The organism is Candidatus Eisenbacteria bacterium, from assembly GCA_005893275.1.
GTDB lineage: Bacteria > Eisenbacteria > RBG-16-71-46 > SZUA-252 > SZUA-252 > WS-7.
In genome coordinates this window covers 66762-89678 of the sequence record VBOW01000022.1, presented here as the reverse complement: position 1 = coordinate 89678, position 22917 = coordinate 66762, and the positions used below count along the sequence as shown (strand labels likewise).

General features: G+C 66.0%; 20 protein-coding genes and 1 pseudogene (1 of these 21 cut by a window edge). 10 read left to right on the top strand and 11 right to left on the bottom strand.

Features of this window, described 5'->3' with window-relative positions; genetic code table 11:
* From E6K76_04955 to E6K76_04920, 8 genes and pseudogenes are all read left to right on the top strand, one after another.
* Positions 1 to 388 (top strand): annotated as a pseudogene (locus E6K76_04955) (hypothetical protein) (it extends 29 nt beyond the left edge of the window).
* A gap of 550 nt (positions 389 to 938) precedes the next feature.
* Positions 939 to 2864 carry a tetratricopeptide repeat protein gene (locus tag E6K76_04950; protein ID TMQ59418.1) on the top strand — a complete coding sequence of 642 codons (1926 nt, stop codon included), beginning with the start codon at positions 939 to 941 and terminating at the stop codon, positions 2862 to 2864.
* Positions 2813 to 4141, top strand: coding sequence for an SLC45 family MFS transporter (locus E6K76_04945; GenBank protein ID TMQ59417.1), 1329 nt, complete (start codon positions 2813 to 2815; stop codon positions 4139 to 4141). The genes E6K76_04950 and E6K76_04945 overlap by 52 nt, the downstream gene beginning before the upstream one ends.
* A gap of 65 nt (positions 4142 to 4206) precedes the next feature.
* Positions 4207 to 4839, top strand: coding sequence for a hypothetical protein (locus tag E6K76_04940; GenBank protein ID TMQ59416.1), 633 nt, complete (start codon positions 4207 to 4209; stop codon positions 4837 to 4839).
* 33 nt (positions 4840 to 4872) lie between these two features.
* Positions 4873 to 5733 carry a hypothetical protein gene (locus E6K76_04935; GenBank protein TMQ59415.1) on the top strand — a complete coding sequence of 287 codons (861 nt, stop codon included), beginning with the start codon at positions 4873 to 4875 and terminating at the stop codon, positions 5731 to 5733.
* A 73-nt stretch (positions 5734 to 5806) separates the two neighbouring features.
* A complete protein-coding gene (locus E6K76_04930; GenBank protein ID TMQ59414.1) occupies positions 5807 to 7249 on the top strand; it encodes a hypothetical protein in 1443 nt (480 codons plus the stop codon).
* A complete protein-coding gene (locus E6K76_04925; protein TMQ59413.1) occupies positions 7246 to 8580 on the top strand; it encodes an FMN-binding glutamate synthase family protein in 1335 nt (444 codons plus the stop codon). Before E6K76_04930 ends, E6K76_04925 begins: the two co-directional genes overlap by 4 nt.
* On the top strand, positions 8567 to 11155 hold the full coding sequence (locus E6K76_04920) for a glutamate synthase (GenBank protein TMQ59412.1): 2589 nt from the start codon (positions 8567 to 8569) through the stop codon (positions 11153 to 11155). Before E6K76_04925 ends, E6K76_04920 begins: the two co-directional genes overlap by 14 nt.
* Before the next feature lie 33 nt (positions 11156 to 11188).
* On the opposite strand, the gene E6K76_04915 is transcribed toward E6K76_04920, so the two are convergent.
* From E6K76_04915 to E6K76_04905, 3 genes are all read right to left on the bottom strand, one after another.
* The gene (locus E6K76_04915) at positions 11189 to 12172 is read right to left on the bottom strand and encodes an epimerase (GenBank protein ID TMQ59411.1); all 984 of its coding nucleotides are present in this window, start codon (positions 12170 to 12172) and stop codon (positions 11189 to 11191) included.
* Positions 12173 to 12220: 48 nt separating this feature from the next.
* On the bottom strand, positions 12221 to 12496 hold the full coding sequence (locus E6K76_04910) for a DUF4242 domain-containing protein (GenBank protein ID TMQ59410.1): 276 nt from the start codon (positions 12494 to 12496) through the stop codon (positions 12221 to 12223).
* A 135-nt stretch (positions 12497 to 12631) separates the two neighbouring features.
* Entirely contained in the window at positions 12632 to 13135 is a 504-nt protein-coding gene (locus tag E6K76_04905) for a hypothetical protein (protein ID TMQ59409.1), read from the bottom strand.
* 322 nt (positions 13136 to 13457) lie between these two features.
* Here E6K76_04905 and E6K76_04900 point away from each other — a divergent pair, with 322 nt between their 5' ends.
* A complete protein-coding gene (locus E6K76_04900; protein TMQ59408.1) occupies positions 13458 to 14756 on the top strand; it encodes a vanadium-dependent haloperoxidase in 1299 nt (432 codons plus the stop codon).
* A 33-nt stretch (positions 14757 to 14789) separates the two neighbouring features.
* On the opposite strand, the gene E6K76_04895 is transcribed toward E6K76_04900, so the two are convergent.
* The 4 genes from E6K76_04895 to E6K76_04880 form a co-directional block, all read right to left on the bottom strand.
* Positions 14790 to 15380 (bottom strand): TlpA family protein disulfide reductase, encoded by a 591-nt coding sequence (locus E6K76_04895; protein ID TMQ59407.1) that lies wholly within the window; start codon positions 15378 to 15380, stop codon positions 14790 to 14792.
* A gap of 332 nt (positions 15381 to 15712) precedes the next feature.
* Positions 15713 to 17926, bottom strand: coding sequence for a hypothetical protein (locus E6K76_04890; protein ID TMQ59406.1), 2214 nt, complete (start codon positions 17924 to 17926; stop codon positions 15713 to 15715).
* A 13-nt stretch (positions 17927 to 17939) separates the two neighbouring features.
* The gene (locus tag E6K76_04885) at positions 17940 to 18770 is read right to left on the bottom strand and encodes a T9SS type A sorting domain-containing protein (protein TMQ59405.1); all 831 of its coding nucleotides are present in this window, start codon (positions 18768 to 18770) and stop codon (positions 17940 to 17942) included.
* A 120-nt stretch (positions 18771 to 18890) separates the two neighbouring features.
* Positions 18891 to 19205, bottom strand: coding sequence for a hypothetical protein (locus tag E6K76_04880; GenBank protein ID TMQ59404.1), 315 nt, complete (start codon positions 19203 to 19205; stop codon positions 18891 to 18893).
* Between the two features lie 283 nt (positions 19206 to 19488).
* On the opposite strand from E6K76_04880, the gene E6K76_04875 reads away from it, so the two are divergent.
* Positions 19489 to 19689 carry a cold-shock protein gene (locus tag E6K76_04875; protein TMQ59403.1) on the top strand — a complete coding sequence of 67 codons (201 nt, stop codon included), beginning with the start codon at positions 19489 to 19491 and terminating at the stop codon, positions 19687 to 19689.
* A 117-nt stretch (positions 19690 to 19806) separates the two neighbouring features.
* Here the strand turns inward: E6K76_04875 and E6K76_04870 are convergent, their stop codons facing one another.
* The 4 genes from E6K76_04870 to E6K76_04855 form a co-directional block, all read right to left on the bottom strand.
* A complete protein-coding gene (locus tag E6K76_04870; protein ID TMQ59402.1) occupies positions 19807 to 20586 on the bottom strand; it encodes a c-type cytochrome in 780 nt (259 codons plus the stop codon).
* Positions 20587 to 20629: 43 nt separating this feature from the next.
* The gene (locus E6K76_04865) at positions 20630 to 21196 is read right to left on the bottom strand and encodes a DUF4437 domain-containing protein (protein TMQ59468.1); all 567 of its coding nucleotides are present in this window, start codon (positions 21194 to 21196) and stop codon (positions 20630 to 20632) included.
* 104 nt (positions 21197 to 21300) lie between these two features.
* Entirely contained in the window at positions 21301 to 22050 is a 750-nt protein-coding gene (locus E6K76_04860; protein ID TMQ59401.1) for a hypothetical protein, read from the bottom strand.
* Positions 21915 to 22793, bottom strand: coding sequence for an MBL fold metallo-hydrolase (locus E6K76_04855; GenBank protein TMQ59400.1), 879 nt, complete (start codon positions 22791 to 22793; stop codon positions 21915 to 21917). Before E6K76_04855 ends, E6K76_04860 begins: the two co-directional genes overlap by 136 nt.
* Positions 22794 to 22917: the final 124 nt, after the last annotated feature.

Genomic DNA, 22917 nt, shown 5'->3' with positions numbered 1-22917 from the left:
TCCCTCCGTACCGCTGGAGGATGCGATTGATGCTGTGGACAAGCTATGGAAAAAGGAGCGCGCGACCGTGGTCACGCAAGAGACTGCGGCGAAGGGCATAGGGTTCTCGGGGCTTAGTGGACCCGCGCGCAGCAAGCTGGCCGCGATGAAGCAATATGGCCTCTTGGAGGGTCGAGGCAAGCTCTCGGTGTCGAACCTGGCGAAACGCATTGTGATGCCAAAAAATCCTGAGGAACGTCAGGCTGCGATTCAAGAGGCCGCGCTCACCCCGGAACTATTCAGAAACATCCACGAAGCCGTAGGCCAGGAATCAGATGATGCGATAGGCTCTTATCTCGGCAGGGAACTTGAATTCTCGGAACGAGGAACGCGGGCATTCATAACGTAGTATAGACTCTTGGGAGAAGGGAATGATTCGACCAGGGAATCAGGCGAGGGCAATAATATGGACGCGTTTACGCCTCCAGCGACTGGCACAAGACAATCCCATGCCGGAGTGAAAACGTTTGCGTGGCCGCTCTCAGGTGACGTGATGGCCGAGGTGCGGATCATTGGAGCCGAGAAGCTCACTAAGGCTCACCTTGAAAACCTCAAGGCCTACCTAACTGTCGCGGCGAATATGGTACCCGCTAGCGAGACTGACGACCACGAGAAGAAGTAGAGCGAGGCTTTTGCTTGGCTGCGCTCTTGCGTTTCGAGCGCTTTGAAGTCGTGGCCCGGTCAATGATCGACGCCGCTAGACGGTTCAGATCCTTGGGTGTCCTTGGACGCTTGTTCATGGGGTTGCATTATCGCACGGCGGCGCTTCCTAGGCTACGCGAAGGCCACCCCAAAACGACCCACTACCCGGGACGGCGAATATTGTACACCCGCGGACGCGGGGCGTTAGACTGGAAGGCTACGACCCCGAGCCATGGATCCATCCCCTGAGCCGACCCTTGCCCGAGCACGCCGGCGCACGGCGGCATGACAACTCCTCCATCCGAGCCGGCAAGGTCGCGGTGGCCGTTGGCGCGATCGCCTACGCGGCCGCGGTGGTCTGGGCTTCCGCGAGCCAGGGACCCCGCGGGTGGGGATTGCACGCGGCAGGGTTCCTGGCGCCTCCGGTTCGTCTCGCGCTGCTCGCGGTCCTCGTGGGAAGCGTGGCGGTCCTCGCGATCGCCACCTTCGGGCCGGAAGCCTTGCGCGAGCCCGGCGCGGGGCAGCCGGCGGAGCCTTGGCCAGATAAGTCACATCGTGGCAACGCGTTGCCACGGCTGGCGCGCGCCATGCGCCAGCCCGGCGCGTGGCTTCTGGCGCTGCTGATCCCCTTCGCCGCAATCTTGTGGCTGCTCCGGACGCGCACCCAGCTCCTCGGGGACGGCGCGGTCTGGCTCGCCACCGTCCTATCGGGCGAACGTCGGGCGTACAGCGAACCGCTCTCCGCCGCCCTCTGGCACGGCTTCGCGAATCTCATCCGGCTCATGGGCCGGCCGCCCGATGCGCTCTCGATGTCGCTTCTCTCCGTGCTCTGCGGCGTACTCGGCGCTCCGCTCCTGGCGGGGATTGCGAAGGAAATAGCGCCCGACCGGGGGCGGTGGCTCCTGCCGTTCGCTCTGCTCCTGACACTCGGCATTTCGCAGCTCTATTTCGGCTATATCGAGAGCTACCCGACCGCCGCGCTCTTCATCCTTCTCTACCTCTGGCTCGCGCTGCGACGGGCGCGCGGCGCCGATTCGCCGTACCTCGCGGCGGCGGCTCTGGCGTTGGCCGTCGCGTCGCATCTGAGCGCGGTGTACCTCCTGCCCTCTTATCTGGTGTTGGTGTTCCTGGAACGGCGGCCGCTTGGGCGAAAGCTTCTTGAAATCGCGGTCCCAGCCGCGCTCCTGGTCGCGCTTCTCTGGGCGCTGGGGTATCGACCCTCCGATTGGATCGAGCCCTTCCGCGGCGCGACGAGGGGGATTCGCGGAGGGTTCGAAGGAGCGACTTTCCACCGGCCTTACGGATTTTTCTCCTACGGGCATCTGGCCGATATCGGAAACGCGGTGCTCCTCGTGTTGCCCGGCCCGACCCTGCTCTTGCTCGGCTGTCTCGTCTCGACGCGCGGAAGGCTCCGGCCGTTCCCTCCCGACCTTGCAGTCCTGGCGGCTGCCGCGATCCCGGGTTTCCTTCTTGCGGTGGGGCTCATGACGCCGGTCGCGCCGGCCCAGGACTGGGATCTCACGTCGATTTTCCTCGCTCCAACGGCCCTGCTCGGGGTCGCCGCCGGTCGATGGCTCTTCGCAAACGATGCGAAAGATTGGGCGCCGGCGGCGCTCGTGGGCCTCTCCGCAAGCTCGCTCTTCGCATTCCTGCTCGTCAACGCGAGCGAGCAGGCATCGGTCGCGCGATTCCGGGCGGTCGTCAATGACCAGAGCCGGGTATCGCGATACGGCAGAGCCTACGGCAACGCCACCCTCGAGCAGCATTTCCGCGACCGCGGCATGAACGCGGCGGCGCTCCCCTACGCGCGAGCCACCCTTGCCGCCGAGCCCACGAACCCCCGCCACTGGACCAACGTGGGGAATGAGCTCATGGCGCTGGGACGATTTGGCGAAGCGGTCCCCTACTTGGTGGAAGGGGTGCGGCGCGGACCGGGACGGTGGGAGGGCAAGTACGACCTCGGCCTCTGCTACATGAAGCAGGGGCGCTACGCCGAGGCGGCGCCTCTGTTCCGGGACGCGGTCAGCCTCGAAGGCAACCTTCCCGTCCTACGCCACAATCTCGGCCTCGCGCTCTACCGCAGCGGCCGGGCGGACTCCGCTCTCGTGGTGTGGCGGGAGATCCTGCTCCGATGGCCCGACTACGCCGCCTCGCTCCGGCTGCCGCCGGGAGGAACGCCCTGATCCATGGCAGCGAAGCGCCCGCAGGCGGGCCTGCCCGGCTGCGTCCACGCGATCATCTGGCCGTCTCCTGTTTCTGGCTCGCCTACAACTTCCAGTGGGGCGCCCTCCTCGCGATCGCGCTCCCGAGCCAGATCGCGGCGCTCGTGGGCGATGCGCGAAAGGAGCTCTACAACGGCCTCATTCCCCCGATCGGTGCCACGCTCTCCCTCGTCGCGACCCCGATCGCGGGCGCCTTTTCCGACCGGTCGCTCAGCCGATTCGGGCGGCGGCGTCCCTTCCTCGTCGTCGGGACGGCGATCAACGTCCTGTTTCTGCTCTTTCTCGCGGGGTTCGGCGCCGGCGGGAGCATCTGGCTGTTTCTCTTCTGTTACCTCGGGGTCCAGCTCGGCAGCAATTGGGCCGGCGGGCCCTACGCCGGACTCATCCCGGACCTGGTCCCTCATGAGCAGCGCGGGGCCGCGAGCGGATGGCTCGCGCTCATGACCGCCGGAGGGACGCTCTTCGGCGTGATCGCGGCCGGGAATCTCATTCGGGGGGAGGGCTACTGGCCGATGTACGGGACCGTGGCGGCGGTGCTCGTCCTCTTCCTTGCGCTCACGGTCGCGGGGGTGAGGGAGCGTCCCCTGGAGGCGAGCCCCGGGCCGTTTCGTCTCGGTCCCTTCGCCGGCTCGTTCTTGCCGCGGGCCGCTGAGTACCGGAATTTCTTCTTCGTCCTCCTCACGCGTGCGCTCGTCATGATGGGAATCTATTCGGTGTTCACGTTTTTCCTGTATTTCCTGAAAGATGTCGTCCGACTCGGGAATCCCGCCCTCGGGACCTCCTACCTGATCGCGGTCATCATCGCGACCGGAATCCCCACGAGCCTCGCCGCGGGCGCGCTCTCGGACCGGCACGGCCGCAAACCCCTGATTTACGCGAGCGGCGGTCTCATGGCGTTTGCCTCGCTCCTCTTCGTCGGGGTGGGCCTCTACCCTTCCCTCACCGCCATGTTCTGGATCGGCGCGCTCTTCGGCATTGGCTACGGCGCCTACCAGGCGGTGGACTGGGCCCTCGCGATCGACGTGCTCCCGAAGGGAGACGCTGCGGCGAAGGACATGGGAATCTGGCACGTATCTCTGGTACTGCCCCAGATGATCGCGCCCGCTCTGACGGGGGTCATTCTCTCGGGCTTCAAACACCGCTCACTCCTTCTGGGGTATACCGTGGTCTTCACCCTCACGGCGGTTTGGTTCGTCTTGGGAACCGTCCTGGTGCGGCAGGTCCGCGGCGTGCGATGAGCCTCCCCGGCAGCCCACGTCGCAGTCGCGGCCGATCTGCATCGGGCGGTGCTGGAGCTACGGGAATGCGGCCCGCGCTCCTGACCTTCGACATCTTCGGAACGGTGATCGATTGGCGGCGCGGTCTTCGGGAATCCCTGCGCCGGCACGGGACCGAGCTCAACGATCCCGAGTTCGACCAGGTGATCGATTTCCAGGCGGACCTCGAGAACGGCCGCTATCGCTCCTATGCCTCCATCGTGGCATCGAGCCTCGTCCACGTCCTCGGAATTCCGTCCGAGGCGGCACGTTCGATTGCCGTGGACGCCGGAAGCTGGCCTCTCTACCCCGACGTCCGGGCAGGGCTCGGCCGCCTCATGAGGATCGCTCCGTGCGTCGCGAGCACGAATAGCGACGAGTCCCACGGAAGGCAGATGCAGCGGTCGCTCGGTTTCGATTTGACCGAATGGATTTGCTCCGAAGAGATCCGCAGCTACAAGCCGAACCCTGCAATCTGGGCCCACGTGGCTTCCCGACTCGGCGCGCGATTCGGGCGGGACTGGTATCACGTTTCGGCGTATGCGGACTACGACTTGGAGACCGCCCGACGCCTCGGACTCACCTGCGTCTTCGTCTCCCGACCCCACGCGCGCCCCGGCCGGGCGGACCTCCACGTGCGCGACCTCCACGACCTGGCCCACCGGCTGGAGCGTGCCTGAGGAGAGCGTGCGTGGTGATACACTAGAGCGCTCATGTCCCCGGCCGGTCACTCCGATTTCAAGCTCCCCGATCTGCGAATCGTTCCTGTGTCCTCGCTCGTACCCCACGAGCGGGAGGACGAGAGCCGCACCAGGCGCTTGAGCGAACGGCTTCGCCGGTCCGGCCATCTCAAGAACCCGCCCATCGCGACCCCCATCGCCCCGCCCCATCGGGAGGAGCGCTTCGTGGTCCTGGACGGCGCCAATCGCGTGGCCGCCACGGCCACCGCGGGGCTGCCGCACATGCTCATCCAAGCGGTGCGCTATGACGACCCCGAGATCCAGCTATCCACATGGCACCACGCGATCTCGGGGAGCTCGTTCGAGGCGCTGGAGCGCGAGCTCGCGGCTCTCCCCGGCCTGGAGCGGCGTCCCGAGGGCCTGAGTCAGGCGCGTGCCCTGCTCGCGCGGCGTGAGGCGATCGCGTACGTCGTGGCGGATGAGGATCGCGCCCTCACGCTCCACGGCGGCCGCGGCCTCTACGAGCGAAACGCCCTCTTGAACGCCGTGGTCGACATCTACCGGGAGCGGGCACCCTTCCATCGGGTGATGCGCGACTCGCTGGCGGACGCCCGGGCGCGGTTTCCGGACGTCACCGCGCTCGTCGTGTTCCCGCGATTCCATCCCGACGAGATTCTCGAGATCGCCTCGAGCGGGGCCCGTCTTCCCGCCGGCATCACCCGCCATCTGATCCCCTGGAGGGCGCTCCGCGTCAACATCCCCCTCGAAATCCTGGCCGATCCCGCTCGTCCGCTCGGGGAGAAGAACCGTTGGCTAGAGGGCTGGATCGCGGAACGGGTCGCGCAGAAACAGGTGCGCTTCTACGAGGAGAGCACCGTGCTGTTCGACGAGTGATGCGTCGTCTCCGCGCGATCGGGGAGGAACGGCGCGACTTCCGGCACTTGCGCCCTGACCGGGCGCAGGTACTATGGGGCCTTATCCGCATGTCGACCGACTCTGGTCCTTGGCCTGTTTGGGTCCGCGAGACTCTGTGAGCACGTACAAGCGCTATCACATCGAGACAAAGCCCGCGCCCGACCTGTATCCGCATCCGTCGCGCTTTCGGGTCCGGGTGAAGAAACATCGTCTGATCGGTCTCCTCCTCAAGGAGCTCGTCCAGTACCGCGGCAACATGCCGGTCGTCCTGAGTCGTCCGTGCGTTTACGGTGTTTTCTCGGGGCCCCTCGGCGGGCTCGCCCCGCGCGAGCATTCCTGCGTCGGATGCTTGCGGTGCACAACCCAGTATCCGGATATCGTGCAGATCCACCCGAACCCGGAGCGTGCCGGGCTGCCGGGATCCGATCTGGGCCCCGACCAGGTGGACACGATCCTCTACGAGGCGCGGACCGGACGCGTACCCGTGCGCGGCGCGGGGTACCGAGGCATGTTCGGCGGGCCGGGCTGGGATGGAATGTGGACGGACATGTCGGAAATCGTACGGCCTACGCGCGATGGGATCCACGGCCGGGAGTTCATCTCAACCGTGACGGAGATCGGCGAGAAACCCCCCTACCTCGCGTTCGATGAGGAAGGCCGGGTCAGCGGCTCGGAGCCTCGGGTCTTCGCGATCCAGGTTCCCTTCCTGTTCGACGTGCCGCCGCCGGCTGTCCGGTCGGATGCACTTCTGCATGTGACGGCCGAGGCCGCCCGACGGATCGACTCGCTCGCCGTGGTCCCCTTTCCCCTGGCGGCGGGGCTTCCCGAGAGCCCGGAGGTCGTCCCCCTCGTGCGCTCCGAGGAGGACGCGGCCCTGGAGCGCATGTGCTGGATCCCGCGAATGCTTCTCCTCGAAGGATGGAACCGGGAGCGCTACGAGCGAATCCGCGGTCGCTTCCCCGAAAGCGTCGTCGCGGTCCGCGTCCCCGCCGGGACCGACGTGCCGGAAATGGTTCGGGCCGGCGCCCGCGTGCTTCATCTCGTGGCGGACGAAACCGCGCGCGCCGGGGGCCGGTTCTTCGGGGACGTGATCCTCGAGATCCACCGAAAGCTCGTCCTGGATGGCGTCCGCGAGGAGGTGACGCTGATCGGAAGCGGCGGAATCGTGCTGGCCGAGCACGTGCCCAAGGCGATCATCTGCGGGCTCGACGCGGTCGCGCTCGAGATGGCGCCGATGGTCGCGCTCCAGGCTCGTTTTCGCGGGCCCGGGCGGGACCCCGGGGCCGCGGCGATCCGGCTGCCCGGCCTGGATCATACCTGGGCGGTCCAGCGGCTCGTGAACCTCTCCGCCTCGTGGCGGGATCAGCTTCTCGAGATCTTGGGCGCGATGGGCCTGCGCGAAGTGCGGAGGCTCCGAGGCGAGGTGGGCCGGTGCATGTTCCAGAAGGAATTGGAGCGCGAGGCGTTCGCGGGGATTGAAGGGTACGAAGGATGACCGTGACCGCGATCGAACTCATCGTCGAAAAGCACCGGCACGCCCTGCATCAGGGCTTTCACGATTGGCCCGGGCTCGGCTTCATGCCCCCGGCCCTCGGGGATGCGCGGTGGTCTCCCGACCTCGTTCTCGCCACCTGGATCCAGGCGGAGACGGGCCGCCCTCCGCGGAACGGCCTCGAGTATCGAGTCGGAAGGTCCGGGGGCGGTTTCGATCTCCTCGGGTTTCGATCTGCGGGTCCCGAGCGCCGGCTTCCCGAAACGGAACCCATCGACACCTCGATCTCGCTCAACCGGCGGCCCTACGACCGCAAGATCGAGATCCCGGTCCCATGGTACGGAGCGGGAATGTCCTACGGCTCGATCAGCGAGCAGATCATGCTGGCGCGGGCGATGGCCGCGAAAGAATGGCGCACCTTCACCTGCACCGGGGAAGGCGGCTACCCCGACTCCGTGGCGCAGTATCGAGACCACGTCATCACCCAGGTCGCGACCGGAATGTTCGGCGTGCGCGAGGAGACGATTCTTCGCGCGCCGATCGTCGAATTCAAGTACGCCCAGGGAGCCAAGCCCGGCCTCGGCGGCCATCTCTTGGGGGACAAGGCCACGATGGCGGTGGCGAGGATGCGCGAAAGCGTGCCCTGGGTGAGTCTCTTCTCGCCGTTCCCCTTTCACAGCGTGTACTCGGTCGAGGACCACAAGAAGCACGTCGATTGGATCAAGGCGATGCACCCGGAGGCGCTCGTCTCGGTGAAGGTATCCACCCCGACCGACGTCGACATGGTGGCCGTGGGCAGCTACTACACCGGCGCCCACATCCTGCACATCGACGGGAGCTACGGCGGAACGGGCGCCGCGCCCGAGATCGCGAAGAAGAATATTGCGATGCCGATCGAGCTCGCCATCCCGCGCGTCCATCGTTTCCTTTCGAGCGAGGGGATCCGCGACGAGATCGTGCTCATGGCGAGCGGCGGAATCCGGACCGCGGACGACATCGCGAAAGCGATCGCCTTGGGCGCGGACGGCTGCATCCTGGGGACCACCGAGCTGGTCGCGCTCGGATGCACGCGTTGCAGCAATTGCGAGCGCGGCCGCGGGTGCCCCTTTGGTCTGACCACCACCGACCCCGAGCTTTCGAAGCTCGTGGAACCGGAATGGGGCCGCGGTCGCATCAGCCGCCTGTACGAATCCTTCCAGTGGCAGCTCGCCGAGCTATTGCGTCAACTCGGAATGCGGAGCGTCCGCGAGCTTCGTGGCCGCACCGACGTGCTCACCTACGCCGGCCGGCCGGCCGCGAAGGCCTCGCGGGACGTGGAACATGCCGCGCGCTAGAGCGGATGCGATCCTCGCCTCGCGCGGCTTCCTCGAGAAGCCGCCGCACGCCCCGGTCCGCCCCGTCGAGGCCGAAGGAGGCTGCGGCGTCATCGGGATCGCCTCGAGCGAGGCCGTCGCCGGACGCCACCTCTTGCAGTCTCTCCTGCAAATGCGAAACCGGGGAAACGGCAAGGGAGGGGGCATCGCCGCGGTCGGCCTCGATCCCGAGTTCTTCGGGGTGCCCGCCCGCGTCCTCGCCGAGAACTACCTGCTCGCCGTGGCCTTCCTCGACCGGTCCGTCCGCGCCCATGTGGAGAGGACTTTCGTCGAGCCCACCTTCGTGGTGGACCATACCACCGAGATCCCGCTTCTCGCCGGCGCGCAAAAGGAGCTCCGACTGGATGTCCCCCCGCCGGAGGTAGCGTGCTACTTCGTTCGCGTGCGGGAGGAGGCACGCGCCGAGTTCGTGCGCGCCCACGGCATTGCCGACGGGCGCGCCGCGGAAGACGAGATCGTGTACCAGAACACGTACCGCCTGAACCGGGAGTGTTACGCCTCGACGGGCGAGAAGCGCGCGTTCGTCCTGTCCCATGGCAAGGACATGCTCGTCCTCAAGATGGTCGGCTACGGAGAAGACGTCATTCGCGCTTATGGTCTCGAGAACTTTCACGCGAACATTTGGATCGGCCACCACCGCTATCCGACGAAGGGGCGGGTATGGCACCCGGGGGGCGCCCACCCTTTCATCGGCATGCACGAAGCTCTCGTCCATAACGGGGACTTCGCAAACTACGCCTCGATCTCGAGCTATCTCGCACAGCGGAAGATCTATCCGCTCTACCTCACCGATACCGAGGTCGCCGTCCTGGCCTTCGATCTCCTGAGCAGAGTGTACGGTTATCCACTCGAGTACGTGATCGAGGCGATGGCGCCGACCACGGAACGCGATTTCACGCTCCTGCCCGAGGAACGCCGGAATCTCTACCGTAAGCTGCATGCCGTGCACATCCACGGCTCGCCCGACGGCCCGTGGTTCTTCCTCATCGCGCAGTCCGACCCCCAAAACGGGGAAAAGCGCCTGATCGGGATCACGGACACCTCCATGCTTCGGCCGCAGGTGTTCGCGATTCAATGCGGCTCAGCGTCAATCGGATTCGCGGCTTCCGAGAAACAGGCGATCGACGCGGCGCTCGAGAGCTTGGCGAGCGAAGATCCCCGCTATTGGTCGCGGGCCGACCTGTTCTGGAACGCGCGAGGCGGAAGCCACACCGACGGAGGCGCCTTCACGTTCACGGTGGGTCCGAACGGCGGGGACGGCAGCGCCTTCCGCTGCGAGGACAAGTTCGGAAATAGGATCGAGCCCGACCCGTCCAAGCGCGCCTTCTCGGGCGCGATCCCTCCGAGCGGCGCCCGGACGACGAACCCCGCCGACATCCTCGAGCGGACCCAGGATCCGGCCAGCCGGTTCGGGATGATCCGCGAGCGGGCTCCCGCATGGGACTACTCCGATGTCGCGAGTCTCCTCGAGGAGCTGGAGCAGGCCGCGCGGGAAGGGACGGACCGGCTGGAGATCGTCTCCCTGCTCACGCTCCTGATCGACCGGCGCTACCCGACCGGCTCCATGAAGCGAAGCTGCGTGCTCTCGATGATGGATCGCTCCTTGGTTCGCGTGCTCACGGAAGCCCGAGAGGCGCGCGATGCACGGCACGCGTGGTATGAGTTCGGCGTCCCGATGCCGTCCCCCTACGGGGAGGGAGGGGTCGCGATCGTCGACGCGCGGCGGTTTCCTCCCGAGGGGGCGGACTCTCTCGCGCGGGGGATCGTCGGGCTTCACCGGCGCGGTTTCCGGCGAATCCTGGCATTCGACGTCCGCGGGCAGCGGTTCATAGCTTGCGGTTTGGGCCCGGAGACACGCGGGCTCCACATCGACGTGTTTGGATCCTCCGGAGATTATCTCGCTTCGGGGATCGACGGCGCTTCGGTCCACGTCCACGGCTCGGCTCAGGATCAGCTCGCGCAGATCATGAAGGACGGGACACTCGTCGTGCACGGCGACATCGGGCAGACGTTCATGTACGGCGCGAAAGGCGGCAGGGCGTTCATCCTGGGAAACGCGGCGGGGCGTCCGATGATCAATGCCGTGGGACGCCCCCGCGTCGTGATCAACGGGACGTGCCTCGACTACCTGGCCGAATCCTTCATGGCCGGTGATCCTCTGAGCGGAGGCGGTTTCGTGATCTTGAACGGCATCGCCTTCGACGAGGACGGCGCGCTGCGCGATCTCGAAAGCCCCTACCCCGGAGGAAATCTCTTTTCGCTCGCCTCGGGGGGCGCGATCTACGTCCGGGATCCGGGGCGGACGCTCACGGAGGATCAGCTGAACGGGGGAGAGTTTGCCGAGCTGGGACCCGAAGATTGGGAGGTCGCGCGGCCTTACCTCGAAGAAAACGAGCGGCTCTTCGGGATCCCGCTCCGCGCGCTATTGACCGTCGAGGGCCGGGAACGCAACCCTTCGGAGATCTACCGCAAGATCCGCCCGTCCGGGCACAAGGCGCTCCTGCCCGAGGAGGGATGGGTCCGACCGGAGGGGTAGCGCGCTTCGGGCGGGAGGGTCTCCCTCGGTGGGCTAGACGGTCTCCCGCGCTTCATTCCACGCCGCAAGCAGCTCCCGTTCGCGATTCCTCGAGAGCCCGACATCGCTCCGGCCGTGGAGCGAATCCCACGCCAGCGTGTCGCGTATCGTGTCCACGAGCGGCCGGAACGTGAGCCCTGCCGCGATCGCCTTCGCGCAGTTCGTCTGGGAGAGGCCCTCCGCTCCGGGAAACCGCATCGGCAGCTCGCCCGGAGCGACTCCTCGGTCTTCGAGGAAGTCCTCCGCGACCCAAATGAGGCACGTGTCCACGCCGGTGGCTTTCTTGCACTCCTCGAACAGACGGCCCCAGGTAAGCTGCCCCTCGGGGCCGACCGTGTGGTAGGTGCCGGTCTTCTGGGTCTCCACCGCCCGCAGCACGAAGAGGGCTAGATCGCGCGCATCGATGAACTGGACCGGCGCTCCCGGCTCGCCCGGCGCGAGCATGTCGGCCCCTTCGCTCGCGCGGCGCAGCCAGTAGTTGAATCGCCCCGTATGATCCCATGGCCCTACGATGAACCCGGGGCGAAAGATCAGGGCGCGCTCCCCGGCCGCGGCCTCGACGGCCGCCTCGCAGGCCGCCTTGAGCGGCCCGTAGGTATCCTTGCTGATCTCCTCGGTCGTGAGCGTGTGGAACGCCGCGCGCGGCGCGCTCTCATCCTGGTCCGCGATGCTCGGATCGGCCAGGACCGAAAGCGTGGAGATGAAGGCGTATCGCTCGACCGCTCCCGATAGGAGTCGCGTCGAGTCCCGCACGATTCGCGGCACGTAGCCGTTCACGTCGATGACCGCGTCCCAACTTCCGCCCCTCAGCGGATCGAGCCCGCCGTCCCGGTCCCCGAGAATCTCCGCGGCCGAGGGGAAAAGGCCGGGATTCGTCCTGCCGCGGTGAAAGATGGTGACTTGGTGACGGTGGGATAGCGCCGCGTCGACGATGTGCCTGCCGACGAACTGCGTGCCTCCGAGTACGAGCAGCTTCATGACCCCGAGGCTACGCCCCCGACGGCCGGTCCCGAAGCCATGGCCGTTTCAGACTTCCGCAGTGGTCGGATCGATAACCGCTTTCACCGCGGAGATGCGATTCGCGGGAAATCCTCCCTGGCGGGCGTGCTCCCGTACCATCTCTTCGTTCGGAGCGAGGTAGATGCAGTAGATCTTGTCGTTGGTGACGTAGCTATGGACCCACTGGATCTGCGGTCCCAGCTTCGCGAGCACGCCGCATGACTTCTGCGACACTCCCTGAAGGTCTTTGGCGGACAGCTTTCCGGCTCCGGGAATATCGCGCTCGATGACGTACTTCGGCATGTACGGCCTCCCTTCTGCGTCTCACGCCCGCGGGATGGGACCCACGGGCCAGCATGGTATGGGCCGGAGAGTATAGCAGGACCGCGCGTATCGAGCGACCGAGCGGTCCTGGCGGCCGCGGCTCGGCGCGGCGTCTCAATGGTGCCGGAAGGGCAGCGTAACTCCACCGTTGATCGACGCTTGCGAACGGTCCGACGCGACAAAGCGACCCTCGATGAAGAGGCGGAGCGATCTCGAGGGAATCAGAACGCCGCCGAACAGGTTCGCGCCCAAATCGGTGCCGCTGTCGTTGGGACCTAGGACGTCCGACGAGTAGAAGTGCAGTCCGGCCCCGGCGCCGAGGTAGGGACTCACCTCCGAGGTCGGAACGAAGTGATACATGACGTCGAAGTTGGGATTGAAGTCGCTCAGATGGTCGCTGGACCAGTACAGGATCCCGGGCTGAAGGTGCAGCCGGGTCCCGGACTCTTCGAACTCGAGATGGCCGCCCACCAAAGCGGACCCGTCTGCCTTCTCAGGGTCCACGCCGCCGACTCGGAGGCCGAAGGCGGAAAGTCCGAAACCATGCGCTGACGCTTGCGAAACCGTGAACGCGACGAGCGCCAGGACTACGGCCGCCACTGCTGCGAATCGCTTCATGATTTCCCTCCTTACCGTTGATCCAGGCCGACGATAGCGCCTCTCGCTCCGGCCGGCCTCAGCCAGACCTTCAAAGCCCGTGCCATGGGGAGCCGCCCAGAGCCGCCTGGGAGACCTAACCACCCTACACCTTTTCGGTTGTCGCAACTTTGAAATGTGCCACGGGGCACGAGATGCTCGGCATCGATGTCCCTTCCGGATCGCTCCGGACGAACCAGTACGAGGGAGCCGCGACACCTTTTCAGGACGGGCGGCACCGTGCTAGGATGCGGCCTCCACGCGTTCCTAAACTCAAGACTGTTCCCCACCGAGGGTGACAACCATGCGCATCGACCGCATCCTCGCCGGCGCGCTGTTCCTCGCGCTGGCCACCAGCAGCTGCAGCCTCGAGAACGCCGTCGCCCCCGCTGGACGCGAGCCGGCAGGTGCCGGCGATTCACAAACCCTCCTGATTCGTGGTCCGCTGGATCCTCGGCTGCCCGCTCCCGGCCGAGAGGCGGCCTCGCCCGAGGACCGCGCGCTCTTCGATCGCCTGATATCGTCCGCGGGCGAGCCGAGGCTCGGCGCGGCTCCCAACCCTGTCGTCTTCTGGAATCGGGTTGCGAGGGAATTGGGACTTGCCGCCAAGCTGCCGCCGCCGATGCTGGCGCGCGACTACGCACTGGTTCAGGTGGGCGTCTACGAGGCCCTGGTGGTTTCCGGGGATCATCTCCGCGGCCGTCTTCCGGCGCACGCGGTCGCCGCGGGAGTAGCCTCGAGGGTCCTGCTCTACCTCTTTCCAGCCGCAGGCGAGCGAATTGCCGCGGCCGCCGCGGATCAGATCGCGCTCGCCGGCGGTTTACGGGGGCGCGCGCTCGGAGGCTGGGCTCTCGGCCGTGCGGTAGCCGGCATCGTCGTCGCACGCGGAAAGGGGGACGGGTCCGACCTTCCCTTCAACGGAACCGCCCCCAGCGGGGATGGAATCTGGACCGGAACAAATCCGGTGCTGCCGATCTGCGGGTCGTGGAAGACCTGGATTCTCGAATCGGGCTCGGAGATCCAGCCGGAACCCCCGTACCCCTTCGGCTCGACGCTGGATCAGAACGAGACCCAGGAGGTCTACGACGTATCCTTACACCGCACGCCCGAGCAGATCGCGATCGTCCACAAATGGGCCGATCTCCCGCCGCCCACGATCTGGAACGATTTGCTCAACGACCGCATCGAGGAATCGAACCTGGATCTCGCCGGATCGGCGCGCGCGCATGCCTATCTCAACATGGCCATGGCCGACGGGTTCGTCTCGTGCTGGGAAACGAAATACAGGTTCTGGACCGCCCGCCCGTTCCAGCGCATCCCGGGCCTCACGACGGTGATCGCGACCCCTAATTTCCCCAGCTATACGTCGGGTCACTCTACGGTTTCCGCCGCCGCTGCCGCCGTCCTGGGCGTGATTTTTCCGGGCGAGCGCGATTACTTCGAGCAGCAGGCCGAGGAGGCCGCGGTCTCCCGCCTCTACGGTGGAATCCACTTCCGTCACGACAACGAAGAGGGCGCGAGGGTGGGCCGGCTGATCGGCGAACGAGTGGTGGAGCGCATGCGGGCCGGCAAACCCGGAAGGCTGCTGGCCGGCAGCCGCTGATCTCCAGCGCTCGCCTGTCCGATCGGCCCGGCGTCACCGCTCCGCGAGGAGCTTTATGATCGCCGAGCGCATCGACTCGTAGTCGCTCCGGGCCCGCCGGTCCTTGGAGTCCTTCGAATAAGTCCCGCCGGCCTGGATGTGGCGCACGATTCCTTTGCGATCGATGAGAAGCGACGCGGACGTGAATTCCGCTTCCGGAACCCGGTCGAGCCAGAGCCGTCGCAAGCATCCCCAGTCGTCATCGACGGCGATCGGAAAGCGAAATCCGAATGCCTTCACGTAGTCCCGCACCTCCTCCACCGTCGTGGGCCGCGGCCGCGGCTTGGGCGTGTAGAACCCGATCACGATCATCCCCTTCGGCGCGAACTCGCGGTAGAGCTCGTTCAGGGCCGGAGCTGTACCCCGGCAAAGGGGACACCGTGCGTCCATGAAGAAGCGAATGAGGACCACCCTGCCCCGGAGATCGGCGAGACGCAGCGGGCCGCCTTGGACCCATCGTTCTGCCGGCCAATCGGGTGAAGGAAGGCCGATGATGTCCGCCCCTTGGGCGAGCGCGAAGAGGGCGAGAAAGATGAGCGGCACCACCGAAGCGTACGCCCCAGGAACGATCCGGAGAACGGCAATCGCGCCCCGACGCTTTCATCTTGTGTCGCGGGCTCCAAGAGGCGAGACTGAGGGCCTGGGCTACGAGAATCGGCGGCGATACACGGATCGTGGAGAACACGATGGCGGGCAGAGGAAATCCATCCTTTCTCAAGAACCAGAAGGCAAAGAAGCGGGTCGAAAGGGCGAACGAAAAACGGGCTGCCCGGCAAGCGCGTCAGGCCGAGAAGGCCGCGGCCCGCGCCGCGGCGGCACTTCCCCCTGAACCTCAGGCGCCCGAAGACGATGCGGCCCCACCCGACAAGCCTCCGGAGTAGCCTCGAGGGATAGTCCCCGCCTCCTCGTCTATCCCCTCATCGCACCAGCACGACCCGGCGCATCACCGCCCAGTCGTCGCTCTTCAGCTTGACGAAATAAATCCCGGACGGAGCGTTTCCTCCGCCGTCAAGCCTCCCGTTCCACTGAATGAAGCTTCTCCCCGCAGGCATCCGGCCCCTCGTCAGCGTCCGCACGCGCCTTCCGGCCGGATCGAACACGTCGAGCGAGATCCGCCCGGCGCGCGGCAGGCCGACCTGGAGACGAAGGTCCGAGCGGAATGGAATCGGGCCCAGGACGCGAAGCTCGCCCCCGGCAGGGATTGGCGCCCCCCCATCCACGCCGCTCGGCGCCGAGGCTCTGAGCTGCGTCACGACGACCACGGTTTCGCGGACCGCCGGCGCGACCGATCCGAAGTCGAAGCCGAGAGCCAACCCGACGGAGGCCGGCCCCGCGGACGCGCCTTCGGCGAGCGGCTGATCGGCAGCCACGCGTGCGCCGAGCTCCGACGCCGTATCCACGTCGGCGCTGTAGGTCACCCCCGCAGAGCCCGAGCCGGAGTGGACGATCCAACGATCCGGAGAAAAGGTATCGGCTTGAACCAGCACCGCGCTCTTGCTCGGGCCGGACGGCGCGGCCTTCACGGCGCCGTCGGGATCCCCACGCAGGACGGGCGTGATGACGTCCACGTAGGCGAGCGCGCGGGATGATGCCGATGTGTTTCTGAAAACAAACGTACGGGTGAGCGCGTTGACCGCGGAATCGACGCAGGCGGTGAGGTCGATGTCGAATGGGTCGAGCCGGACATGGGAGGTCAGGCAGCTGCCCGAAATCGCCGTGCACTCCCGAATCGTCGCGTTCTTGAGATACCCGACCCCCCGAATCCGGCTCCCCGCATCGGCGAAGGGGATGATCCCCGTGACGAGCGCGTTTCCCGGCGCGGTGGAGCCGAGGCTATCGCCAAGCGCGGTTCGCGCGCGCAGGGCCGGCATGTCCGACTCGAGCACGGCGGCGCTCGGCACGATCTTGAAAATCTGTCCGCCTTGATCGCAGATGTAGATCTCGCCGCGCGCGTCCTCTCCGAAGCTCGTGATGTTGCCGATCGTCAGGCCTCCGCCTGGCGCAAGCTGAGAGGTCCGATCTCTGAAATCCACGAAGGCTCCGCCCTGGAACCGGCCGGTGTAGATCTGGCGCCCGCAGTAATCCCCGAAGAAGTATTGGCCTCTGAGATCGGGGATCGCGCACCCGCGATAAACGAACCCGCCGGTGATCGAGCAGCGTCCGAGCGTGTGGTCGTACTCGTGGAGCGGGAATATCTTGGGGCATCCCGGCGCCGAGCAGGAACCGCAGGGGATCGTGGTGCTGGAGGTGAAGGGAAGCGAGCCTTCGAAGCAACGCCATCCGTAGTTCGCGCCCGCTCCCGTTCCGGAAGCGGCGAAGTCGATCTCCTCGCGCAGGTTTTGCCCGACATCGGCGATCACCAAGTCGCCCGTCGCGCGGTCGAAGCTCGGCCGCCAGGGATTCCTGAGGCCGAACGCCCAGATCTCGTCACGGCCCGGCGTCGGACCCGCGAACGGGTTCCCCGGCGGGATCGTGTACCCCGCGCCGCTCACGTCCAGACGCAGGATCTTCCCAAGGAGGCTGTCGACGTTCTGGGCGCGGTCGGCAGGGTCCCCTGCGCCGCCGCCATCCCCCGTCGCCATATAGAGGTAGCCGTCGGGACCGAAACCCAGCCAGCCGCCGTTGTGATTCGCGAAGGGCTGGGGGATCGACAGAATCTCGGTGCCGACGGGGTTCGCGATGTCCGGATTCCCCGAAACGGTGTGGCGTACGATTCTCGTCGTTCCCAGGGAGTCCGTATAGTTGACATAAAACCGTCCGCTCGTCGCATAGTCGGGCGCGAACGCGAGCCCAAGAAGCCCCTGCTCGGTGCCGGCGGCGAGGGGAGGCGTCGCTAGGAACTCGGTGCCCAAGACGGTCCCGCTCTTGAGGATCTTGATGCGGCCGCGGCGATCCGTCCCGCGCTGTTCGACGATGAAGAGACGGGTGGTGTCACCGGGAGGCGAGGTGGCGAAGAGTGGAAGGCTTAGGCCCTGCGCCACCCGGACCGTTGTCAGCGGAGTCTCGGAGCGGGCGTCGTGAGGCACCGTCGCCCATGCGAGCAGGAGTCCGAGGACCGGAGCGAGTCGGAGGGGTTGCTTTCGGCGCTCCACCGCTCGGCGCCGGGGGATCGACGGTATCTGCCGTGCCACGAGCGCCGCGAACCTAGTTCACCTTTACGACTCGACTCATGAAAACGCGGCCTTCCACGTGGGCGCCGACAAAATACACGCCCGCCGTGCAGGCCGCGCCGCCATCACGCCGCCCGTCCCAGGAGAGCGTGTGCTCTCCGGCGGTCAGCCAGGCGCCTTTCGCTAGAACGCGGACCGCTCGACCGAGGACGTCATAGATCACGATCTCGACCGGCCCCGGCCGGGCGAGCGTCAAGCGCAGCTTGACTTGTCCGCCGAAGGGGTTCGGCGTTACGCGGTCCAGAGCCGCTGAGACACCGCCGGTCCCCTGCTCCACGCCGGTCGTTGTGTAGTAGGGCGATGCCACCACGTGCATCACCGTATCGTGGCACGCTGTGTTCTGGTGGAGGGAGATGGTGATATCGATCTTCGGGAACTCGCCCCCTCCAGCGACAAGCCCGCTATCGAAGTGCTCCGGCGGGCTTCCACCGACCGAGAGGTCCAGGCTTAGCTGTTGCTGGATCGCGACTTCGCCCCCGACGCGGTACGTGCCGGCACCCCGAATCGTGAGATTCGTCGTGTTATCCGGCACGGTCCACCGCACGTCGGACACGTCATATCGATCGAAGAGCCCGTCGAAGCCCAAGTGCTTGAGGATGAAGGTGCCCTTGAGCGGGCCGGAGATTAGAACCGGGCAGAGACATGGACCGAAACAACCTGACTGGTAATTGCTTGTGGTGGCAAGCTCGTAGTAACGGACGCCCGAGGAGTCGGTTTGGGCCGCGGCAGGATGCACGGCCAAAACGGCCGGCACGGCGGCGACGAACAGGATGACCCGCCATGGTGTTATGCGCCGGGGAAGCATAGTGAGCTCGACTGGAGTCGCTGTCCGTGCCCTTCGTCCGAACAAGATCCCTGCGTGAAGTAAGGATAGCACCAATCCGGGGAGCCGCCAGGGCCGCCAGGCATATACTTTAGGAGTTCTTCAAGCGCCTCCAACGCGCCCGCCAGGCTGCCGCCACCTGCTGCCCCGGGTCACAAAGAGCACTGCCGCCGTCCACGTGGGAAAAATGTCGAGCACGGGGACGAGCTCGGCAACGAGCGTGGGCAGGAAGGCGATGTGCCAGCCGAGCAGCGCGATCATCACGATCCCGACGCCGATATCGAGCGCGTCGTTGAGGGGCGAGGCGGCACCGCCGAGGAACGCCGGCACGGCGAAGATCTGGACCGCGTCCGCCGCGACCGCGACGAGGCGCGCGGCCCAGACCCTGGCCGGGGATGGTTGGGTGCGCGGGCTCATATCGACTCCATGATGCCCCAAACGGGGCGGATCGGCCGGTGACGAAATCCCCAAAAAGAGTTCTTTACATGAGCGGCGGGTTGGCCGACACTATCGGCGAGCAGTTGCCTGACGGTCGTACGTAGCGCCGAGACGCGATGACATTGCCGCAGGAGAAATCACCTGCGGCTTTTTTTGTGTCCGGGTGGAAGCTCATCCGGGGGCCCGACCATAGTGGCCGGGTTGGCCGATCCGAGAGGACGGCGAGTAGGGGCCCAGCGCCCCAGTGCGTAAGGAGTACAGAGTGGCAGTAGGAACCGTGAAGTGGTTCAACGAGTCGAAGGGTTTCGGATTCATCCAGCAGGAAGGCGGCGAGGACGTGTTCGTGCACTACTCGTCCATTTCCGGCGAAGGCTTCAAGACGCTGGCCGAAGGCGAGCGCTTGGAGTTCGAAATCGTCCAAGGACCCAAGGGGCTCCAGGCGGCCAACGTCCGCAAGGCGTAGCCGGCTCGAACCAACATCACCGAACAAAGCTGCGGGGCGGCGCCGAAGGGTGCCGCCCCGTCTCCTTTCACGCTCCCCGCCCGATGAGCTGGGCGGGGCCACGTCCAGGGTGACCGCCTACTTGGGTTCCCCCCGAAGCTCCTTCAGCTTCTGCTCCGCTTCCCGGTTTCTCGGGTCGAGCTCGAGCGCCTTTTCATAATTCTGGACGGCAAGGTCTTTCTTCCCCGCGGCCGCGCAGGCGTTCGCCAGACTCGAGTAGGCGAATGAGGACTTCGGATTCTGCTCGGCGTTGAGACTCAAGATACGGATGGCGTCATCGGGGTGCCCTTGGGCGAGGAGCGTGCCGCCGACCTCGTTGAGGCTTCTCTCGCTGAAGTCGTAGGAACCGCTGCCGTAGAAACGCTCGCGGAGAGTGTTGTACCGCGCGACCGTGCTGTCGATCCCGGCCGTCTCATAGACCAACGTGAGCTCTTCCGCCAGCGTCATGGGCCGTGGCCGTCCCCGGTGACATGTGGCGCACTCCGCGTTGATGCGCTTCGGTTCCGGGAACTTCATCTTGCTTAGATCGTGGTTGATAGTGCTCACCATCTTCATCATCCGCCGGGCGATATTCTTCGTAGGCTTCTGATCGGACACGAAATCGTAGGTGGTCAGGGGCTGCCCCTCCTGTCCGACGTGGCAAAAGGGGCACCGGACGCCGAGCGCCCTGGTGAACCCGATCATCGTGGCGCTGAGCTTTTCCTTGGGTGTGTTCTTGGGGAGAACTTTGAGATTCCTGGCCTTCTCCGGCCATTCGAATCTCGGCTGGGATTGTGCCACTGGGGCCGAAGCAGTCGCGGCCACGGCGAGTGTGGCGAGTATGGCGAAAATGCCTCGGACACGCCGGCGCAAGATCATTGGAGCTCCCCCCCTCAGAGTTCGCGAACGATTGCCCGGCCCGCTACTTCGTGCCCGCCGACTGGCTTGGGTCGTCGGCTGGATTCACATAGTTGAGGACGAACGGGCCCATCCCGTGAACCTGAATGGTGGCTCCCCCCTTGGTCCATGCGAAGTGCCGCATCTCCGCGGGCAGAAGAGCGTAGCCTCCCGCTGTCAGCGTTTTCATGGATGCCCGGTCGAACTTTTCGCCTTGTCCCAGCGAGAACGTCCCTGCGATCACGGTCACGTTCTCGTCCGTGGGATGCCAGTGCGGAGAAATCTTGTAACCCGCCGGCAATTTGAGCCGAATGGTGTACGGACCGGCCGCCCCCGGATCCCCGGACAGGACGGCCAACTTGGCCCCCTTCCCTAGCACCGCGGGCGGGTCGCCCCACTTCAGTTCCATGGGGTTGATCATGACGTGGGCGGACGCCGGCGCCGCCGAGGATGGTGTCGTCGCCTCCGCGGGCGGTGGCGTCGTCGCCGGGGGCGGAGCCGAGGTAGAATCCTGAGCCGCGGCGGGAATCGCGAGAGCAAGACCGAAAACCAGTGCCGACAAGACAGATTTCACAACCTCCTCCTTTTCCATGGCTGCAATGCCCGATTCCCGCACCGCGCGGCCCCTGAATCTATGCCCTCCGTAGTTCCGGCACAATGGGCGGCTCGCGTGCGGAAGGGTCTCTGGGATCACCCTCACGGGGCACCTCTCCGAGCGTAACGTTGCACAAATCGCAGAAGACTCTTGTAGTACCCGTTGAAACCGAAGGCCTTCATTTCCTCGATCGCCTCCTCCCGGGTCCACCCGCACGCCTCAATCCGGTAGATCGCCGCCATGGCGCCCGTTCGATCCACTCCGCGTCTGCAGTGGAAGAAGACGGGACGCCGCGCCGAATCCCCAACGGTGGATAAGAACAGACGTATTTGGTCTTGCGTGGGCGCCCTTGAACCAAAGAGATCGGCGCGCAGCGGAATCTCCACATAGGTGAGCCCCGCGCGCTGAAGCTTCAGCCTCTCCGTGGCGTTCGTTCGAAAACCGATCACGGTCCGAAAGCCCCGACTTCGGAGGTATTCGATCCCATCGTCCGCCGGCTGGCCGCCGCGCGCCAAACCCGATTCGATTTCAGCGAGATTGGGAATCCCTCGCACCCCCGGCACGGGCACGGCGAAGTGTTTCCCCGTGCTTGTGGCGAGCCGGTCCAGCACACGTGACCCGGCAACACCCGGGGAGGCCACCGCGAGAACGGTCCCGACAGCTAGGACACCGGTGAGCCCCAGCCCGGCGCGTGTGGAAATCTGAATCGAGCGCGCTAACGCGCGAAACACGACGCGGTGTCTCCTTGCACGGCCGTATTCTCCGGTTTCAAATGGGGAATGGGCAAGGCCGCGCCTACCTCGAGCGGCGCCACGATGGGGCCGAGAGCGCGCACCAGCTCGGCGCGCCACTTGCGCCCCAGCCGCGCGTTGGAGCCGCTGTACGCACCGAAGTGCATCGGGACAACGAGCGGCGCCCGCAGGTCTTTTACCGCATGGAGCGCGTCCTTCGAGTGGAGGTGACGGTTCACGTTGAGGAGGACGATGTCCGGAGCGTACTTGAGTCCGATCGCGGCAAGCTCGGGGAAGTACTCCGTGTCCCCGCTGTAGAAGATCCTCACGCTATCGGTTCGGATCACGTATCCCAAGGCCCGCCCATCCGAGCGCGCCTTCATGGACAGGCGGCCCCCCGGATGGTGGGCGGCGACCGCTGTGATCGTGCCGCCGGCGAAGCGATATTCGCTCCCTGGCCTCATCACCCGCGCGCGAATGCCCCGCTCCTTGAGATATCTTGCCGCCGGTGCCGGACATAGGACCGCCGTTCGCGGCGAAAACCGTGCCAGGGTGCCGAAGTCCAGGTGGTCGTGGTGGGCGTGCGAGAGGAGCACAACCTGCGCCCGATCATACGCCTCGGACGGCGGTGCTGGAATTTGACGTCGATGAACGAGTCCATACGAACCTGCGAAAACGGGATCGGTCACGATTCCTACCCCGCCCACGTCGATGTAGGCGCAGGCATGACCCCAGAAGGTGATCGCGTTCTGTCGAGGCTCCGGGTAAAGCACGGGATCGATTCGCGGTCGAACGTGGATCGCCGGCGCACAGCTCTCGCTCAGCATCACCGCAACGAGTGCCATGAGGACTCGGTACGCCATTCAAGCGGGAGTACCCCGAACGGCGGTCTATTCTCCTCGTTCCTGGGCCGCGGCCGAGCCCGCCCGCGGCCGAAAACAGGTCCAGAAGCCCCGTTGACACGCACCACGCGGGGGCGTTTAATCG

Bases quoted from the DNA above. Each gene is read 5' to 3' on its own strand.
- E6K76_04945 (TMQ59417.1), top strand. From the start codon at position 2,813: ATGGCCCGACTACGCCGCCTCGCTCCGGCTGCCGCCGGGAGGAACGCC.
- E6K76_04940 (TMQ59416.1), top strand. From the start codon at position 4,207: ATGCGGCCCGCGCTCCTGACCTTCGACATCTTCGGAACGGTGATCGAT.
- E6K76_04935 (TMQ59415.1), top strand. From the start codon at position 4,873: ATGTCCCCGGCCGGTCACTCCGATTTCAAGCTCCCCGATCTGCGAATC.
- E6K76_04930 (TMQ59414.1), top strand. From the start codon at position 5,807: ATGGGGCCTTATCCGCATGTCGACCGACTCTGGTCCTTGGCCTGTTTG.
- E6K76_04925 (TMQ59413.1), top strand. From the start codon at position 7,246: ATGACCGTGACCGCGATCGAACTCATCGTCGAAAAGCACCGGCACGCC.
- E6K76_04920 (TMQ59412.1), top strand. From the start codon at position 8,567: ATGCCGCGCGCTAGAGCGGATGCGATCCTCGCCTCGCGCGGCTTCCTC.
- E6K76_04915 (TMQ59411.1), bottom strand. From the start codon at position 12,172: ATGAAGCTGCTCGTACTCGGAGGCACGCAGTTCGTCGGCAGGCACATC.
- E6K76_04910 (TMQ59410.1), bottom strand. From the start codon at position 12,496: ATGCCGAAGTACGTCATCGAGCGCGATATTCCCGGAGCCGGAAAGCTG.
- E6K76_04905 (TMQ59409.1), bottom strand. From the start codon at position 13,135: ATGAAGCGATTCGCAGCAGTGGCGGCCGTAGTCCTGGCGCTCGTCGCG.
- E6K76_04900 (TMQ59408.1), top strand. From the start codon at position 13,458: ATGCGCATCGACCGCATCCTCGCCGGCGCGCTGTTCCTCGCGCTGGCC.
- E6K76_04885 (TMQ59405.1), bottom strand. From the start codon at position 18,770: ATGCTTCCCCGGCGCATAACACCATGGCGGGTCATCCTGTTCGTCGCC.
- E6K76_04880 (TMQ59404.1), bottom strand. From the start codon at position 19,205: ATGAGCCCGCGCACCCAACCATCCCCGGCCAGGGTCTGGGCCGCGCGC.
- E6K76_04870 (TMQ59402.1), bottom strand. From the start codon at position 20,586: ATGATCTTGCGCCGGCGTGTCCGAGGCATTTTCGCCATACTCGCCACA.
- E6K76_04865 (TMQ59468.1), bottom strand. From the start codon at position 21,196: ATGGAAAAGGAGGAGGTTGTGAAATCTGTCTTGTCGGCACTGGTTTTC.
- E6K76_04855 (TMQ59400.1), bottom strand. From the start codon at position 22,793: ATGGCGTACCGAGTCCTCATGGCACTCGTTGCGGTGATGCTGAGCGAG.